The organism is Chishuiella sp. (assembly GCF_032109125.1).
Classification (GTDB): Bacteria; Bacteroidota; Bacteroidia; order Flavobacteriales; family Weeksellaceae; genus Empedobacter.
Window position 1 is genome coordinate 240,460 of sequence record NZ_DAMCLZ010000001.1, and the last position, 16,526, is coordinate 256,985.

Consider the following 16,526-nt stretch of genomic DNA (forward strand, 5'->3'; position numbering starts at 1 on the left):
GATGGAAACACTAATAGTTTTATGCTTATTGATTATCATTGGTTTGCTTGTATATGATAAGCTACCATTAAATAGAAATCAAACAGCAAAAAAAGAAGATAATATTCTCAATTTACATAATATAATAGGGAAGCCAAAACACACACATTACCATTCAGTTCCAAAGACTACCAATGAAAGTCAAATTCAGGAATTAGAGATAAACCCCGATAATTTAGACATAGAATTTGATGAGAATGAAATTATTCATCATCAAAATTCTAATGAAGAATTGGATGATACTTTTAGTTACGTACCTGATTTTGAAGAGGAGGAAGAAGAATGGAGAAGGAATGAAATAGACAGTGACAATTACGGTCTTGCTCAAGGGGTTACCTTCGAAGAACTTAGTCAAATGGAAAGCTTTTTAGAAACAAATGGGGTTGAAACGTCTAAAAAAGAAACAACAGTTGCTATTGTTCAAAAACTACAAGGAACCGAATTATTCAATCTGTTGGAAGATTCTATAGAAAATGCTTCTACTACAATTTCAAAATTATTAGATAGTCGTGTTTCATCTGAAACTGATTCCAATTCTTCTATTTTAAGAAAACAGAATCTTGACGATTTTGATATAGGGGAGTTTATGTAAAAAAACTCCCTTTTTATATTTGTTCGTCAACTTCCTCTCCAATATTTTTCAAATAGGCATTAAGATTTATAGCTGGAATGGTTCCGATAGCTTGTTGCAAATATCTGGTTAATTGCATAAAGAAAGTTACAAATGAATGATCAGCTTCACTAAATTTCATTTTATTAAATTTACGATTTGCATAAAATTCTAAATAAGCATCTTGTCCAACTATCGTAATTTCTTCGCTTGGATTATAATCTATGTAAAAACTACCATAATCAGCAATACAACCTAAATCAATGCTCTGTAGATTATCTAATGCTTTGATGTGCTTTTCAATAGTATCATTATTCTTATGTGTAAAACCATTAGTGCTACATAGAATCCCACCTACTATTTTTGTTAAAGGACGAGGAGAGAACTTTACACCACCATTAATAAAGCTTGCGGCTTCTCTTTTGAGTACTCTTACACTTTCTATTTTTTCTCCTGTATATTCGATATAAGACTTTTCTCCAACATTCCCTTGTATATCAGGTTTAACTTCAAAAATAGCATATACTCCTTCTGCCGGAATATAGTGAAATCCATTTTGAGTAAAAATAAAGGGAGTAAACCAATTATCATAAATAACAATATCTATTTGTTGGCTAGTATTACCTTCATGGTCTATCACTATTGCTTTGTCAACACAATATCTGTTAGGTAAATATTTTCGCAACCAATCTATCCAAGCATTTTCTAAAGCATCACCTTTAGAACCTGGATGGTCTACAAACTCTCTGTTTGTATTTAGTTGGGCTGACATCTGTTGTTGTAATCCATTGAATAATTGTTTTAAATCTACTTTACTCATATTTATATAATTTATTTTCAAACCAAACGTAAAATCCAAAATCTACCGTTGTCTTTGAGTATCCTATTATCAATAAAACTGGATTTTCGATGGAAGTATTTTTGCTGTTTATAATTGTATTTATTGCGGAAATATCTGTTGCACTTGGTATAGGGCTATTATCTGGATGAGTATGCCATTCCCCGATGTAAATCTTTCTCGGATTCTCTGTGTAAAATTTTATAAGTACATTTTCTATTCCTTTTGTACTTCGTTCAAAAGAATGTTTGTATGCTTGATACTTCTTCGGAAGTATAGTATCTGTAATATGTAAATGCTTATTATCTTCTGAATAATATCCAATTAAAAATCCGCCAAATTCTTTAGGATAGTAAGTTTTACCTACAGCTAAAAGTTTATTTAACAGTTCTTTCTCAACTTCAATACTTAATCCTATTTGTTTTACTTTTAAAATCAAAATTCTTTTATATTAATGTTGAAATTATTTTTATCGTCTGTTTCAATAACAAAATTCCTTAATGTTTTTCCCTGCTTAAACTTTAAATTTATCTGCCTTATTGCTGTCTGTACAAGAACGTTTATATCATTATAAGAAGCTTTAAATGTTGGGCTCCAACAGCCTGTTGGATTATGTAAGTCGTCAACATCAAATTTGAGAATATTTCCACCAAATTGAGATGTTATAAAGTCATATCTATTATGTTCTACCGCACATACCAAATGTTTAGCATGGTTTGATATAGAAAGATTTAAAAGTGTTGAATTTATTTTTAATTGACTTAATATATAAAGCAAATCATTATCTGCAGAGCAGTCAATAATAATATCATAATCTTCAAAATTTTTTTCGATCTCGGATTTAATGCTATGGTCGGTTAAATGTGATTTTATAAAAAAATCTAATAATTCTGAGTATTCATATCCACCACTAATTGGTTCAAAGAAAGGTGAAATCAAACATAATTCGTTTATCAAATCATTTGTCTTATTAGTGATACCAGTAAAGAAAGAATATTCAGATCTGCAAACATTTTCGGGCTCTTTAACATCATACTCTATAAAACCTAATTTTCGACACCCACTTCTTACCAATGTTTTGGCAACTATGCTTCCTATTGCTCCGATTCCAATAATCAATATTTTGCTTTCTGTTATTTGATCGTTTAATTTTCCTCTACCAAAAAAGTATTTATATGAACAATTTCTTGTCATTCCCCATTCAATAGGGAGTTCTTCTTTTATATTTGTAAACCATTGTCTGTTTATTTTTTCACCGTAAATAGGAAAATTACCAATTTCTAATATAGCAGCTTGCCAATGCATTTCTGTTTCGGAAATATTGTATCCAAAAAATAAAGGAAGTGTTTTTCCTTTCTCTTTTATTAACTTTTCCTCGACATTATGAAGGAATTTTAAAAAATCTTGTGGTAATAAAGTCTCAAAATCTTTCCAATTATCAAAAATCCATCGTTGATTTTTACTTGGAATTTCTTTTATAAAAATGAATAAACCAACATTAGAAGGTAAATTTTTAAGTTGAAAATTCCAGTTTAAATCTATTATTTTTTTTCTATCCTTATCAAAAAAAGATTGTAGAATACTATTTTGAATATTCTCTTTAAGGAAAACTCCATTACTCATTATAGAATAGTCTACAAAACCATATTGATTTTGTTGAAAAGTATAATCTACTTCATTGAAAAAGTAAGCAAAATGGTTTTCATTAAATGCTTTTTGTGGGACAATTAAATGTTCATAATGAGTATCAGAATCTTTGTTGATGTAATATTTCTTAATCCAAGCCTTTACAGATTCAATATCATATATTAGTTTTTGGGACAAAACAGGAGTATGTCCTGTATGAATACAGATGGCTCCATTTTGCATAACATGTTTGTGTTCTATCAAATCATCGTTAGAAAACTTAATAGTTTCTGTTTCATGGCTTTTAAACGGGTATTGAGGATGGATAATAACATTGAATTCTAATGGTTTTTCCAACCCTTCAACAAAAACAGTAATACATCCCTCAATGTCAAAATCACCTTGTTCAAATGGCTTTACAATTTTTACATTGGGAATGTTTTCTACTACTGTATTGATTTCATTTACTCTTTGGTTCATTATAATTATCCAAAATTTAAATTCGGTGGAGGAATTGGCATACTGTTATTCTTTCCGTATTGATTATCATTGGTGTCGTCTTTTTTAAACTTCAAATTTTCAGGAAAATATGTTTTTAAATTCTCTTCATTATCCTCAATTCTTTCAAGCATATTTTTCATATCATCTGACAATTGCTGTTTTTCAGTTGAAGTCAAAGTATCAGCTAAATTATTAGAACTATTACCAGGGTCTTTTAAAGTAAACCCATCTTTTGTTACATTATCTCTAATATATTCTAATACAGTTTCTAACTTATCCCAAATACTGCCAGTAATATCTTTATAATCAAATGCTTTGATAGTGATAAGTTCCAAAAAGAAAGATTTAGTAGGGTAATTATATTTGGTAGTTTTCCAAACTTTCAAAAGACGTATTATTTTTCTTATCGAATCTTTTTCAGTTGAAGCTCTATCTTTAATATTATTGATTTGAGCTTTAACATTTGTCTTAATTCGTTCACTACCTGCATCAATATTTCCGTATTTGTAATAGACGTACAGATTCAAATTTTCATCTTCTTTATATTTGTCTTGAGATAATTCACGACCAGGTACAACATCTATCTTAATTATGTCTCCATCATTATCTTCATAAAACTCTAAACCAATTGAAACTTTCTGCTTTTTGACCTCTGCAACATTTTTATATTTTTCGTAAAGAAAATCATATACATCTTCATACATTTCTTTTAATGTTCCATTAGTGCCAAAAGCATTACGTTTGAATGGAGAAACCAAATCAAAATCAAATTTTGTATTGATAGCGGTGTTTTTGGCATACGAACCAGAATTAAATGGAGAATAAATATCGCTTGTGTATTTTTCTTCCAAAGCTTTTTTAATCTCGTTTTTCTTTTTGACATGTTTATCAAAAAGAGCTTCTTCTTTCGTTATTTGATGTGTAGAAATAACAGAATCCAAATGTTTATTTTTATCCATAGTTTATATAGTTTTTTACTAAATGCATCTATTTGCATTCGTAATTAAAGTTACAAAATGTGTACCAATTTATTAATTTGTCAACTAAAGTATGTCAATTGGGTAATTTATTGAAATATATGTCATAATGTCTTGTTAATTTAATGTTTATGATAATATAAATATGACATGAATAAATAAAATGATGTTAAAATGTCATAATTTATGTGTTTTGTAACTTTAAATTGTAACTTTACACTTTAATTATAAATAAAATGGAATCAAAATCACTATTCGCGGAAAGATTTAAATCTGCTCGTATGATGAATGGTTTTTCATTACAAGATGTTGCAGATGGGCTTAATGGTTTATTATCTCGTCAAGCTTTACATCGATATGAAAAGGGAGAGGTAGTTCCTGATCAGGAAAAAATTGAATTAATTAGTAAGGCTTTAAATTTATCTACTGATTTTTTCTACAGAGATACAAAAATTGAACTTGGAGAAATTGAATACCGTATTAATGCGAAAATTTCTCAAAAAGATGAAGCAATAATTAATGAAACGACGAAAGAGTATCTATCAAGATATTTAGAGTTAGAAGAAATTTTAAGTATAGACACAGTATTTAATAATCCAATAAAGAACTTTGGTAGTGTTACAACTTATGAACAAGTTAATCAGGCTGCAAATGAAGTACGTAAAGCATGGTGTTTAGGAACTGGTTCAATATTCAATGTTGTAGAGTTGTTAGAAGATCATAAAATAAAAGTAGTAAAACTAGATGTGTCAGATGATTTTGAGGGTTTGCAAACAGAAGTTATATATAATGACAATATAAAAGTTCCAATTGTCGCTTATAACATAAATAAAACTAATAAACCTGATAGAATTCGTTTAACACTTTTACACGAATTAGCCCATTTAATTTTAGAATTTGGCGATGTAACACATGCTCAAAAAGAAAAACTATGCTTTCAATTTGCTGGCGCAATGTTATTGCCTGAATCTATTATAAAGACTGAGCTTGGAGACCATAGGAATAAATTATCGATGAATGAATTAGGTAACGTTAAGAAACAATATGGCATTTCCATGCAAGCTATTACAATGCGAGCAAAAGATACTAGTATTATTAATGAACATTATACAAAACAGTTTTTCTTTTTATTCAAACAGATGAATTGGAAAATTGATGAACCATTTGATTATAATGGTGTAGAGGAAAGTAATCGTTTTGAACAGATTCTTTTTAGAGCCTTAATAGAAAACCAAATAGATACTCCTAAAGCAGCTTCATTAATGAATATGTCAGAAATAGATTTCAAGAATAAGTACCAAACTTTATTTTTCTAATAATGAATTCCAAACTTTGTCTACATAAGAAAAAATATGGCTTTATGCAGTAATCACTGTATAAAGCTTTTTTATTTTACCACTTAGCAATACGTAAAAAATATTATCTTACTCCTTAAATAGTAAATTAATGTTTTCTATAGTAAGTTAAATTTCATTTTACTAACCTTAAAATAGCTTTTATTTTTGATAGTATTTTATAAATTAATGAAGGTTTATCTTGTTTCTGATTTCTAGTAATTCGAATAGGAGTCTCATTTCTTATGAATTCTTCTAAATTTATCGTGTTAGCATAATCAACTATTTGTTCTGAATTACTTGCCAACGTATAACCTGTGTTCAATTCTACGTCAAATTTAGTAGGAATAGTTATTAAAGTTATACGTTCACAGTCTTCAATATCCATAGGAAAGAAGGCTCCACCAGGTTCTGAATGTAAATAAAAATCACCTTGAATAGCTCCGCAATTTTCACAATGATTTGCCCAATATTCACTCTTTATGGTTTTGGAATATCCTATTTTATAAAAAGGGAATAACTCGTTGATTATATTCTTGACTTCATCATTATTAATCATAGAAATATTATTAAAAAAAGAAAAATAATCATTCAGTAGCCATTTTTCACCGTCATCATCATTATCTAAATTATAAAAATTATTAGATGCTAAAGTAATTACCGTAGTTAGTACAGGGCAATTATAACATTGTCTTTTATTTACAGCGATAAAGAATGGGGATTTTACTATTATGGAGACTTTACTAGTATCAATCCATTGTAGAAAATAGTTAATATTCTTATGATGATCTGGTACAAACCAAGTCTTTTGTTTTGTATCCCAAAAAGCTCCTTTAGATTTTGCAAAATCTTTTTCATGGTATGGTACATTTATTTTTAATGGCATAGATAATCTTTCATTGCGTTTTGTTTTATAAAAATAGAAATAAATTATTAAATCTATACCTATATCTACCAAACACTTCCACCAACTACCATTCTTTAACCCTACTTCCATATTGCTAACATCTTTGTTTTTGAAAGTTCGCAACGTGTGAATATTAAGTAAAGAATTTCAATTATGGAAAAACAAAAAAGCAAGTTTTTATTCTCAGGAATAATTTTACTCTTGGGAATTTCAGTCTTTGCTCAAGGAAATGGAGCAGCTGGAATAAATGAAGCCACCCAAATGGTTACTTCCTACTTTGATCCCGCCACAAAATTAATTTATGCTATCGGTGCTGTAGTTGGACTTATTGGAGGAGTTAAAGTGTATAATAAATTTAGTTCTGGTGATCCTGATACAAGTAAAACAGCTGCTTCATGGTTTGGAGCCTGTATTTTCTTAATCGTTGCTGCAACTATTTTGCGTTCATTCTTCCTTTAAATCTTGATGTATGAAAAACTACAATATAAACAAAGGAATTGGAAGAACCGTAGAATTTAAAGGCTTAAAAGCCCAGTATCTCTTCATTTTTGCTGGTGGAATGCTCGCTATATTATTACTTGTTATGATCATGTACATGGCAAATGTAAATTCTTACATCTGTTTAACTGTAGGGATCACACTCAGTTTAATAATTACATGGTTGACATTCAGCTTAAATAAGAAATACGGAGAGTTTGGACTCATGAAATTAGGAGTTCAAAAAAAGCATCCTCAGTTTATTATTTGTCGAAAAGCGATCAAACGTTATGTGAAGTTTAATTCAAAAAATGGAAAACGATGAAAAATAAATCACGAATTACCACACTTGAAAATAAATTTCCACTTTTAGCTGTCGAAAACAATTGTATCATTTCCAAAGATGCTGATATTACAGCCTGCTTTGAAGTACGTTTACCCGAACTTTTTACTGTAGCTTCAGCAGATTATGAAGCCATTCATTCTGCTTGGCATAAAGCAATTAAAACATTACCCGATTTTACAATTGTTCATAAACAAGATTGGTACATCAAAGAAAACTATGAATCTAATTTAACAGAAGAAAACCAGAGTTTCTTATCAAAATCCTTTCAGCGTCATTTTAATGAACGTCCTTTCTTAAATCACTATTGTTATTTATTTCTAACTAAAACTACAAAAGATAGAATGCGAATGCAAAGTAACTTTAGTTCACTTTGTAAAGGTGTTTTAATTCCAAAAGAAATCCGAGATAAAGAAGTCATTCATCATTTTATGGAAGCTGTTGCTCAATTTGAGCGAATTGTAAATGATAGTACTCTTGTTTATTTAAGAAGATTAGATGAAGAGGAGATTATTGGAACAAATGAAAAACAAGGTTTACTTGAACAGTATTTTACCCTTTCAACAGAAAAAGCAACTTCTATGCAAGATATTGCATTAGCTGCAGAAGAAGTTCGAATAGGAAATAAACGATTAAGCTTACATACTTTATCGGATACTGATGATTTACCAAGCTCCGTTTCAGCAGATGTACGTTACGAAAAATTATCAACAGACAGAAGTGATTGCCGTTTATCTTTTGCCTCTCCAGTAGGATTACTTCTTAACTGTAATCACATTTACAATCAATATTTGTTTTTAGACAACAGCGAAGAAAATCTACAAAAATTCGAAAAGTCTGCACGAAACATGCATTCTTTAGCAAGATATAGTCGAGCAAACCAAATTAACAAAGAATGGATTGAAAATTATCTCAATGAAGCGCACAGCTTTGGACTTTCCTCAATTCGAGCACATTTTAATGTGATGGCATGGTCAGAAGATCCAAATGAGCTCAAACAATTAAAAAATGATTGTGGTAGCGCTTTAGCATTAATGGAATGTAAACCTAGACATAATACCACAGATGTCGCTACTTTGTATTGGGCTGCAATGCCTGGTAATACGGGTGATTTTCCAAGTGAAGAAAGTTTTTACACATTTATAGAACCCGCTTTATGTTTGTTTACAGAAGAAACTAATTACCACAATTCACCTTCTCCATTTGGAATTAAAATGGTTGATAGACTAACAGGAAAACCAATTCATTTAGATATTTCAGATTTACCAATGAAAAAAGGAATTATTACCAATCGTAATAAATTCATATTAGGACCTTCAGGTTCGGGGAAATCTTTTTTTACGAACCACATGGTACGCCAATATTACGAGCAAGGTACACACGTTTTACTTGTTGACACAGGAAACTCGTATCAAGGATTATGTGAGCTGATAAAAGGAAATACAAAAGGAGAAGATGGTGTTTACTTTACCTATACTGAAGATAACCCCATTTCTTTTAATCCTTTTTATACCGATGATGGTGTATTTGATATTGAAAAAAGAGAGAGTATAAAAACACTCATCTTAACATTATGGAAACGTGACGATGAACCGCCAACACGAGCAGAAGAAGTAGCACTTTCGAATGCTGTTAGTGGCTATATTGAACAAATCAAAAAAGAGAACATATTTCCATCCTTTAATGGTTTTTATGAGTATGTAAAAGGAGGTTTCAGAAAGATATTAGAAGAAAAAAACGTCCGAGAAAAGGATTTTGATATAGTTAATTTTCTTAATGTATTAGAGCCTTATTATAAAGGAGGAGAATACGATTACTTACTTAATTCTGACAAAGAATTAGATCTACTTTCAAAACGATTTATCGTTTTTGAAATTGATGCAATCAAAGATCACAAAATTCTTTTTCCTATTGTAACCATTATTATCATGGAAGTGTTTATCAATAAAATGAGAAGACTTAAAGGAGTTCGAAAACTCATTTTAATTGAAGAAGCTTGGAAAGCGATAGCCAAAGAAGGAATGGCTGAATATATCAAATATTTGTTTAAAACTGTTCGTAAATTCTTTGGAGAAGCCATTGTCGTTACACAAGAAGTTGACGACATCATTCAATCACCCATTGTAAAAGAAAGTATTATCAATAATTCAGATTGCAAAATCTTACTCGATCAGCGCAAGTACATGAATAAGTTTGATGAAATACAGGCAATGTTAGGATTGACAGACAAAGAAAAAGCACAAATACTCTCTATCAATATGAACAATGACCCCAACCGCTTGTATAAAGAAGTTTGGATTGGACTTGGAGGAACTCATTCTGCTGTATATGCCACAGAAGTAAGTTTAGAGGAGTACCTCGCTTATACCACTGAAGAAACAGAGAAAATGGAAGTACTACAACTTGCCGAAGAACGAGACAACGATGTCGAAATAGCCATTAAACATATCGCCATGCAAAGGCGGGATAAATCCAATCAATAAAATAATTATTAATCTAAAAAAATATAACAATGAATCTATCTAAAAAAGGAATTGTAGTGTGTTTACTGTTTTTTTTATCTGTAAAACATACAGTAAAAGCTCAATTTGTTGTAACAGATCCAACAAACTTAGCATCAGGTATTCTTAATTCAGCCAATGAAATCGTACAAACATCTTCTACGGTAAGTAATGTCGTGAAAAACTTCAATGAAGTAAAGAAAGTGTATGAACAGGGGAAAGAATATTACGACAAATTAAGAGCAATTAATCATCTTGTGAAAGATGCTCGTAAAGTACAGCAAAGTGTTTTACTAATTGGAGACGTATCTAAAATATATGTTCAGAATTTTGGGAAAATGGTCAATGATCCCAATTTCAAACCACAGGAATTGGTCACAATTGGTAACGGTTATGCTTCACTATTAAATGAAAGCACTGAACTACTAAAAGAATTAAAACAAATTATCACGGCTTCGAGTCTTTCCTTAAATGATAAGGAACGTATGGATATCATCGATAGGGTTTACAAAGAAGTGAAAGAATACCACAGTCTTGTTCGCTATTATACCAATAAAAACATTTCTGTAAGCTACCTGAGAGCAAAAAAGAAAAATGATGCTAAAAGAGTGCTTGATTTGTATGGAAGTTCGAACCAAAAATACTGGTAAAAATGGAATGGGATAATCTTCATGAACTTCTTCGTTCGCTTTACGATGATATGATGCCACTTGCAGCTGATATGTCAGCAGTAGCAAAAGGTTTAGCAGGTTTGGGTGCATTATTTTATGTAGCATTAAAGGTTTGGCAAGCATTAAGTCAAGCAGAACCAATTGATATATTTCCTCTTTTACGTCCTTTTGCACTAGGGCTTTGTATTATGTTTTTTCCAACAATTGTATTAGGAACACTTAATTCAGTATTACATCCAATTGTAACAGGAACACATAGTATTTTAGAAGGTCAAGTCATTGATTTAAATAAATTACAAGAACAAAAAGATATACTGGAATATGAAGCCACTATCCGAAATCCTGAAACAGCCTTTTTAGTTTCCGATGAAGCTTATGATAAAAAGCTTGAAGGCTTAGGATGGTTACCATCTGATATAGGAGCAATGGCAGGTATGTACATGGATCGAGCAACTTATCAGATAGGCAAAACCTTTAAAGATTGGTTTCGTAATCTACTGGAAATACTCTTTCAAGCAGCTGCTTTAGTTATCGATACCATACGAACATTTTTTCTCATTGTCCTTTCAATACTAGGTCCGATCGCTTTTTCAATTTCTATATGGGATGGATTTCAAATCACTTTAACGCAGTGGCTACGAAGATACATCAGCGTTTATCTATGGCTTCCTGTATCAGATTTGTTTAGTTCAATGCTTGCTAGAATACAGTCACTTATTTTAGAACGAGATATTCAAATGCTGTCAGATCCTACTTTTATTCCCGACAATTCCAATACCGTTTATATGATTTTTATGATCATTGGTATCATCGGGTATTTTACGATACCAACAATCACAAGTTGGATTATACAAGCTGGAGGAGCAGGAAACTTTATGAAAAATGTAACAAAAACAGCAGAGAAAGCTGGTAATATCGCTAGTGCTGGTACTGGATCAGTAGCAGGGAATATTGGTGGTCAATTACTAAAATAATCAACGATTAAATTCAAATACAATGGAATTCAAAACATTAAGAAATATAGAAAATAGTTTCAAGCAAATAAGGCTTTATGCGATTATGTTTGTTCTTTTTTGTTGTAGTGTTGTAGGATTTGCCCTGTGGCAATCCTATCATTTTGCAGAAAAACAACGTCAAAAAATATATGTATTAGATCAAGGGAAATCTCTGATGCTTGCTTTATCACAAGATATTAATCTTAATCGTCCTGTAGAAGCTAGAGAACATATAAGAAGATTTCATGAGTTATTTTTCACGCTTGCGCCAGATAAAAACGCGATTGAAGGTAATATGAAAAGAGCATTTTATCTTGCCGATAAAAGTGCGTTTAATTATTACAATGATTTAGCTGAAAAAGGATATTATAATCGAATTATATCAGGAAATGTACAGCAACGACTAGAAGTAGATAGCATCGTTAGTGATTTTAATAACTATCCTTATACAGTAAAAACTTATGCTAAACAGTACATAATTCGCTCGAGTAATATTACAAAACGGAAGCTAATCACATCCTGTGATCTTCTTAATTCAGTTCGATCGGATAATAATCCACAAGGATTCAATATTGAAAAATTTGAAGTATTGGAAAATCAAGATATCGAGATTGTAGAACGCTAAATTATTTAATGATGAAAAATATAAAATTGAAGCTATCATCTTTCTTTGAAACCGCAGAAAAAAAGTGGCAATTGTTGTCTTTAGAAAAGCAACATCAAGTATTATTAACTTTTTTACTAAGCTATGGACTTTTAAGTCTAAGTGTTTTTATAAAGATAGGTTATGATCTCTATACTTCGAATAAGCAATTTCAAATTGAACATATAAAAACTCCTATTCAAAAAAGTAGTGAAATAAGCGTCTTTACAGATTCGATCAACTCAATTCAAAAAAACAATTTGTATGAAAGAGAATAATGAAAAAAGAATCAGATTAATTGTAGGAAATGAATCTAGGAATAAAGAAGAGACATTAGAAAACTTGTCTGAAGAAAAAATCAAGCGATTAGAGAAATTTAAAAAACCGATTATTTTTAGTTTAATGACAATAGTTTGTATGGGATGTTTATACTTAATCTTTCGTCCCTCAGAAAATACAACTGAAATAGATGAACATGGTTTAAATGGAGCTGTTCCACAAGGTACAAATTTAGCAATGCCTTTAGATAAAGGAAAAGCATATGAAGAAGAAATGCTAGCAATTAAAAATCAAGAAAAACAAAAGGCGCTTACAACACTTTCAGATTATTTGAATAGTGAGGGTAATGAAAATGGTTTGATGAACACTTTAAATGAAGAGCAAAATGACGGTTATACAAGTAAAAAAATAGGTGGAAACAATCAAAATAATTCAACCATTAATAGTTACAGAAATATGCAATCAGAGCTCGGTTCATTTTATCAGCCCAGTAATACTGAAACAACAGATTTAAGAAGAGAAATCTCAGAATTGAAAACGCAATTAGCAAATAAAGATTTGCCAAAACCTATTACCATGAATGATCAGGTAGAACTGATGGAAAAATCATATCAACTAGCAGCTAAATATCTTCCAACGTCACAACAAGAACTTCCAGTTGAAAAAAAACAAGAAGCAAAAGAAGATGATATATCGACGGTAAATTCTAACACTCAAGAAAAACAAAATATTACAGCTGTTAGATCTATCAATAAGAATCCTGTATCAATGTTATTTCGAGAGCCAGAAAATCATTCTCTTTTAATTGAAAGTCGTGAATTTATAACACCAAGTAAACTATATGAAGCTGAACAATCAAAAAATAGCATTAGAGCCTGTATACATGAAACGCAAATTATAAAAGGTGATATGAACGTTCGATTACGCTTACTTGAATCAGCTCAAACATCACAGCATTATTTTCCAAAAGGAACGCTTGTTACAGCAAATGCTAAATTACTAAATGGACGTTTACAATTAAAAATCTCATCTATTGAATTAAACGAATCTATTATCCCCGTTGAACTTAATGTTTATGATCTAGATGGGCAACAAGGATTAAGTATTTCAGATTCCCAAGAGATAAGTGCGGTAAAAGAAATGGCTGCAAACATGAGTCAAAATTCTGGAGCTAGTATTATGATGACACAATCAGCAGGACAACAATTAGCATCAGATCTTAGTCGTGGTGTAGTACAAGGAGTTTCAGGTTATTTTTCAAAGAAAATTAAAACACCTAAAGTTACGCTTAAAGCTGGATTGCAAGTTTTACTTGTTGCTAAAAAGTAACTCAAATTATTAATCCTTTAAATTAAAAAAAAATGAAATTTCAATATAAAAACCTTCTATTTTTTCTACTTCTTTTAGGAGTGAGTAAACTTCTTTATGCACAAGAAAATATCCAATTACCACTTTCATTAGGTAAAATAGAACCTTATTTAATGAATGTTACCTACAATAAAACTTCTCATCTTATATTTCCATCTTCAATTCGATACGTAGATTTAGGAAGTGATTATTTAATTGCAGAAAAAGCAGATGATGCGGACAATGTTTTACGCGTTAAAGCTTCTGTGAAAGATTTTGAACCAGAAACAAATTTTTCAGTCATCACAAATGATGGAAACTTTTACAACTTCAATGTCTACTATAGCCAATACCCCGAAAATTTAAGTTTTAATCTTCTAACGATGGAAAAAAAGTTAAAGAAAACAGAGGCAAACGAAGTTCTTTTTAGTGAATTAGGAAAACAATCTCCTTCGTTAACTGCTTTACTGTTAGAAACTATTTACAAGAATAATAAACAGACAATTAAACATATTGGAACAGCTAAATTTGGTATTCAGTTTATATTAAAGGGTCTCTATAATCACAATGGTAAATATTACTTTCATTTAGAAATTAAAAACAGAAGTAATGTTCCATTTAATGTTGATTTCATTCATTTTAAAATAGCCGAAAAAAAATTAGCAAAGCGAACAGTTATACAACATCAACTATTGAAACCGCTCAGAAATTATCAATCTTTGGAGGTGATAAAAGGTAAATCAATTGAACGAAATGTATTTCTACTAGATCAATTTACACTAACAGATGATTATGTTTTATTTATTGAACTCTATGAGAAAAATGGTGGTCGACACCAAACATTACAAGTTGAAAATTCAGACTTAATTCATGCTCAATTAATTGATGAGATGCATTTAAAATTTTAAAAACTCTAAAACCAAATTACGATGATAAAAAAATATTGTTTAACCGTTTTTCTTCTTTTAACTGCGATTTCATATCTACAAGGACAACGAATGATTCCAAAAAAGAAAGGATTAGAAACCAGTTTTGGGCTACTATCCAATTCGAAAATAGGAAATGATTATTTCCTTAATTTAGGATTAACTGTAAATGGTAGAAACGGGAATTATCAGCTTTGGGCTTTTGAATATGCGCATCAATATTACAGCTATAGGGATATTCAAATTCCACATGAGACCTATACCGTAGAAGGTGGTTATAGTTTCTTTCTGTTAGGAGATACCTATAAAAATATTACACTGAATTTAGCTTTAACAGCTACTATTGGTTATGAAAATATTAATAGAGGCGAACAAGTCTTGTATGATGGAGCAAGAATATTGAATGAAGAAAACTTTATTTATGGAGCTGGAACCAGATTATCTTTTGAAACTTATTTAACTGATCATCTTGTTTTTATTCTACTAGGAAAAACTAAAGTTTTTTGGGGAACAGACTTAGAGCAGTTTCGCCCATCTATAGGATTAGGAATACGATTTAACTTTTAAAAACAATTAAAATGAAACTTTTATATAACAGATCAAGTATCACCGTACAATTATTAATTGCTTTAATGTTCATTATTTTAAATTCATGTAGTAATGATAATGAACTAGATATTCAGCAGAATTTTCCTTTTGAGCTTCAAGTGATGCCGGTTCCAAAAGAACTAATCAAAGGACAAACAGTTGAAATACGATTTACGATAATATCAACAGGAAATTTTAAAAATACTACTTATAAACTACGCTATTTTCAATTTGATGGAGAAGGTAGTCTTCAGTATTATGATAATTCTCCATATCAGCCGAACGATTTATATGAATTACCAACCAAAGAATTTAGATTATATTACACATCAACATCATCCGTTTCACAAGCTTTCGATGTTTGGATTTCTGATAATTTTGGAAACGAAAAACAAGTGAGTTTTCAGTTTAATAGTCGTGATAAAGAATAAGTCATAAAATCAAAAGAGTTGTTTTTCGATTAAGAAAATAACTCTTATAATTTGATTTAAAATTAAAAAAATCTAAAACAATAATTGTAGTACATTTAAAAATAAGCTAAATCAATTATGGCAATTAAATATGATATAGTTAGAATTGGAAAAATTCGAAAAGAGTCAAATGCAGAACGAATACTGCATCAAAATGTCAAATTTTTGAAATTTGATATTGAATGTTTTTTGGAAGATTTAGAACTAAAAGATTCCAATATTCTTCCCATTACATTAGTAATACCAGCTCGTGGTTATAATGTCCTTTTTGATATACGAGATATTAACAATAAGGAAGTTCAAACTGCTTTAAGTAAACAATTTAAATCAAGATTATTTGACCGAAACAGAAGTATATTAATTGATAATATTAATAATCAAATCATCTAAAAAATATTTTCAATCTATCGGATAATGGATATCCGAAGCAAAAAAATACAATCGCATGGATAAA

The 16,526-nt window shown here is 30.1% G+C and carries 18 protein-coding genes; 13 read left to right on the plus strand and 5 right to left on the minus strand.

The features are described from left to right. The first annotated feature begins 1 nt into the window (after position 1). Entirely contained in the window at positions 2-631 is a 630-nt protein-coding gene (locus RT575_RS00990; protein WP_313578108.1) for a conjugal transfer protein TraD, read from the plus strand. Between the two features lie 13 nt (positions 632-644). Here RT575_RS00990 and RT575_RS00995 read toward each other — a convergent pair whose 3' ends face one another. Genes RT575_RS00995 through RT575_RS01010 form a run of 4 tightly spaced genes read right to left on the minus strand, consistent with a single transcriptional unit; the run spans position 645 to position 4,573 of the window. Then, a complete protein-coding gene (locus RT575_RS00995) occupies positions 645-1,469 on the minus strand; it encodes a DUF6602 domain-containing protein (protein WP_313578110.1) in 825 nt (274 codons plus the stop codon). Further along, positions 1,462-1,926, minus strand: coding sequence for a Mov34/MPN/PAD-1 family protein (locus tag RT575_RS01000; protein ID WP_313578112.1), 465 nt, complete (start codon positions 1,924-1,926; stop codon positions 1,462-1,464). The genes RT575_RS00995 and RT575_RS01000 overlap by 8 nt, the downstream gene beginning before the upstream one ends. Beyond that, positions 1,923-3,593, minus strand: a complete 1,671-nt coding sequence (locus tag RT575_RS01005; RefSeq protein ID WP_313578114.1) for a ThiF family adenylyltransferase — start codon at positions 3,591-3,593, stop codon at positions 1,923-1,925. Before RT575_RS01005 ends, RT575_RS01000 begins: the two co-directional genes overlap by 4 nt. Before the next feature lie 5 nt (positions 3,594-3,598). After that, the gene (locus tag RT575_RS01010) at positions 3,599-4,573 is read right to left on the minus strand and encodes a nucleotidyltransferase (RefSeq protein WP_313578116.1); all 975 of its coding nucleotides are present in this window, start codon (positions 4,571-4,573) and stop codon (positions 3,599-3,601) included. Positions 4,574-4,827: 254 nt separating this feature from the next. Here RT575_RS01010 and RT575_RS01015 point away from each other — a divergent pair, with 254 nt between their 5' ends. Further along, positions 4,828-5,907, plus strand: a complete 1,080-nt coding sequence (locus RT575_RS01015) for an XRE family transcriptional regulator (RefSeq protein ID WP_313578118.1) — start codon at positions 4,828-4,830, stop codon at positions 5,905-5,907. Between the two features lie 154 nt (positions 5,908-6,061). On the opposite strand, the gene RT575_RS01020 is transcribed toward RT575_RS01015, so the two are convergent. Beyond that, on the minus strand, positions 6,062-6,922 hold the full coding sequence (locus RT575_RS01020) for a DUF5710 domain-containing protein (protein ID WP_313578120.1): 861 nt from the start codon (positions 6,920-6,922) through the stop codon (positions 6,062-6,064). A gap of 63 nt (positions 6,923-6,985) precedes the next feature. Between RT575_RS01020 and RT575_RS01025 the strand changes: the two genes are divergently transcribed. From RT575_RS01025 to RT575_RS01075, 11 genes are all read left to right on the plus strand, one after another. Beyond that, on the plus strand, positions 6,986-7,291 hold the full coding sequence (locus RT575_RS01025; RefSeq protein WP_313375287.1) for a DUF4134 domain-containing protein: 306 nt from the start codon (positions 6,986-6,988) through the stop codon (positions 7,289-7,291). 10 nt (positions 7,292-7,301) lie between these two features. Further along, positions 7,302-7,634 (plus strand): DUF4133 domain-containing protein, encoded by a 333-nt coding sequence (locus tag RT575_RS01030; protein WP_313375286.1) that lies wholly within the window; start codon positions 7,302-7,304, stop codon positions 7,632-7,634. After that, complete coding sequence (locus RT575_RS01035) at positions 7,631-10,135, plus strand: TraG family conjugative transposon ATPase (protein ID WP_313578122.1); 2,505 nt, start codon at positions 7,631-7,633, stop codon at positions 10,133-10,135. The genes RT575_RS01030 and RT575_RS01035 overlap by 4 nt, the downstream gene beginning before the upstream one ends. Before the next feature lie 29 nt (positions 10,136-10,164). Next, positions 10,165-10,803 (plus strand): DUF4141 domain-containing protein, encoded by a 639-nt coding sequence (locus tag RT575_RS01040; RefSeq protein WP_313578124.1) that lies wholly within the window; start codon positions 10,165-10,167, stop codon positions 10,801-10,803. A 2-nt stretch (positions 10,804-10,805) separates the two neighbouring features. After that, positions 10,806-11,798 carry a conjugative transposon protein TraJ gene (traJ, locus tag RT575_RS01045; protein ID WP_313578126.1) on the plus strand — a complete coding sequence of 331 codons (993 nt, stop codon included), beginning with the start codon at positions 10,806-10,808 and terminating at the stop codon, positions 11,796-11,798. Positions 11,799-11,820: 22 nt separating this feature from the next. Continuing rightward, positions 11,821-12,444 carry a conjugative transposon protein TraK gene (gene traK / locus RT575_RS01050; protein WP_313578128.1) on the plus strand — a complete coding sequence of 208 codons (624 nt, stop codon included), beginning with the start codon at positions 11,821-11,823 and terminating at the stop codon, positions 12,442-12,444. Between the two features lie 282 nt (positions 12,445-12,726). Continuing rightward, complete coding sequence (traM, locus tag RT575_RS01055; RefSeq protein WP_313578130.1) at positions 12,727-14,070, plus strand: conjugative transposon protein TraM; 1,344 nt, start codon at positions 12,727-12,729, stop codon at positions 14,068-14,070. 32 nt (positions 14,071-14,102) lie between these two features. Beyond that, positions 14,103-14,996 carry a conjugative transposon protein TraN gene (gene traN, locus RT575_RS01060; RefSeq protein ID WP_313375279.1) on the plus strand — a complete coding sequence of 298 codons (894 nt, stop codon included), beginning with the start codon at positions 14,103-14,105 and terminating at the stop codon, positions 14,994-14,996. 21 nt (positions 14,997-15,017) lie between these two features. Next, positions 15,018-15,581, plus strand: coding sequence for a conjugal transfer protein TraO (locus RT575_RS01065; RefSeq protein ID WP_313578132.1), 564 nt, complete (start codon positions 15,018-15,020; stop codon positions 15,579-15,581). 11 nt (positions 15,582-15,592) lie between these two features. Beyond that, positions 15,593-16,033, plus strand: coding sequence for a DUF3872 domain-containing protein (locus tag RT575_RS01070; protein ID WP_313578134.1), 441 nt, complete (start codon positions 15,593-15,595; stop codon positions 16,031-16,033). A gap of 117 nt (positions 16,034-16,150) precedes the next feature. Further along, positions 16,151-16,462 (plus strand): hypothetical protein, encoded by a 312-nt coding sequence (locus RT575_RS01075; protein WP_313578136.1) that lies wholly within the window; start codon positions 16,151-16,153, stop codon positions 16,460-16,462. Positions 16,463-16,526 lie beyond the last annotated feature (64 nt).

What these genes read in the sequence shown, in the direction of transcription:
- RT575_RS00990 (WP_313578108.1), top strand. Translation starts at nt 2, where the DNA reads ATGGAAACACTAATAGTTTTATGCTTATTGATTATCATTGGTTTGCTT.
- RT575_RS00995 (WP_313578110.1), bottom strand. Translation starts at nt 1,469, where the DNA reads ATGAGTAAAGTAGATTTAAAACAATTATTCAATGGATTACAACAACAG.
- RT575_RS01005 (WP_313578114.1), bottom strand. Translation starts at nt 3,593, where the DNA reads ATGAACCAAAGAGTAAATGAAATCAATACAGTAGTAGAAAACATTCCC.
- RT575_RS01010 (WP_313578116.1), bottom strand. Translation starts at nt 4,573, where the DNA reads ATGGATAAAAATAAACATTTGGATTCTGTTATTTCTACACATCAAATA.
- RT575_RS01015 (WP_313578118.1), top strand. Translation starts at nt 4,828, where the DNA reads ATGGAATCAAAATCACTATTCGCGGAAAGATTTAAATCTGCTCGTATG.
- RT575_RS01020 (WP_313578120.1), bottom strand. Translation starts at nt 6,922, where the DNA reads ATGGAAGTAGGGTTAAAGAATGGTAGTTGGTGGAAGTGTTTGGTAGAT.
- RT575_RS01025 (WP_313375287.1), top strand. Translation starts at nt 6,986, where the DNA reads ATGGAAAAACAAAAAAGCAAGTTTTTATTCTCAGGAATAATTTTACTC.
- RT575_RS01030 (WP_313375286.1), top strand. Translation starts at nt 7,302, where the DNA reads ATGAAAAACTACAATATAAACAAAGGAATTGGAAGAACCGTAGAATTT.
- RT575_RS01035 (WP_313578122.1), top strand. Translation starts at nt 7,631, where the DNA reads ATGAAAAATAAATCACGAATTACCACACTTGAAAATAAATTTCCACTT.
- RT575_RS01040 (WP_313578124.1), top strand. Translation starts at nt 10,165, where the DNA reads ATGAATCTATCTAAAAAAGGAATTGTAGTGTGTTTACTGTTTTTTTTA.
- traJ (WP_313578126.1), top strand. Translation starts at nt 10,806, where the DNA reads ATGGAATGGGATAATCTTCATGAACTTCTTCGTTCGCTTTACGATGAT.
- traK (WP_313578128.1), top strand. Translation starts at nt 11,821, where the DNA reads ATGGAATTCAAAACATTAAGAAATATAGAAAATAGTTTCAAGCAAATA.
- traM (WP_313578130.1), top strand. Translation starts at nt 12,727, where the DNA reads ATGAAAGAGAATAATGAAAAAAGAATCAGATTAATTGTAGGAAATGAA.
- traN (WP_313375279.1), top strand. Translation starts at nt 14,103, where the DNA reads ATGAAATTTCAATATAAAAACCTTCTATTTTTTCTACTTCTTTTAGGA.
- RT575_RS01065 (WP_313578132.1), top strand. Translation starts at nt 15,018, where the DNA reads ATGATAAAAAAATATTGTTTAACCGTTTTTCTTCTTTTAACTGCGATT.
- RT575_RS01070 (WP_313578134.1), top strand. Translation starts at nt 15,593, where the DNA reads ATGAAACTTTTATATAACAGATCAAGTATCACCGTACAATTATTAATT.
- RT575_RS01075 (WP_313578136.1), top strand. Translation starts at nt 16,151, where the DNA reads ATGGCAATTAAATATGATATAGTTAGAATTGGAAAAATTCGAAAAGAG.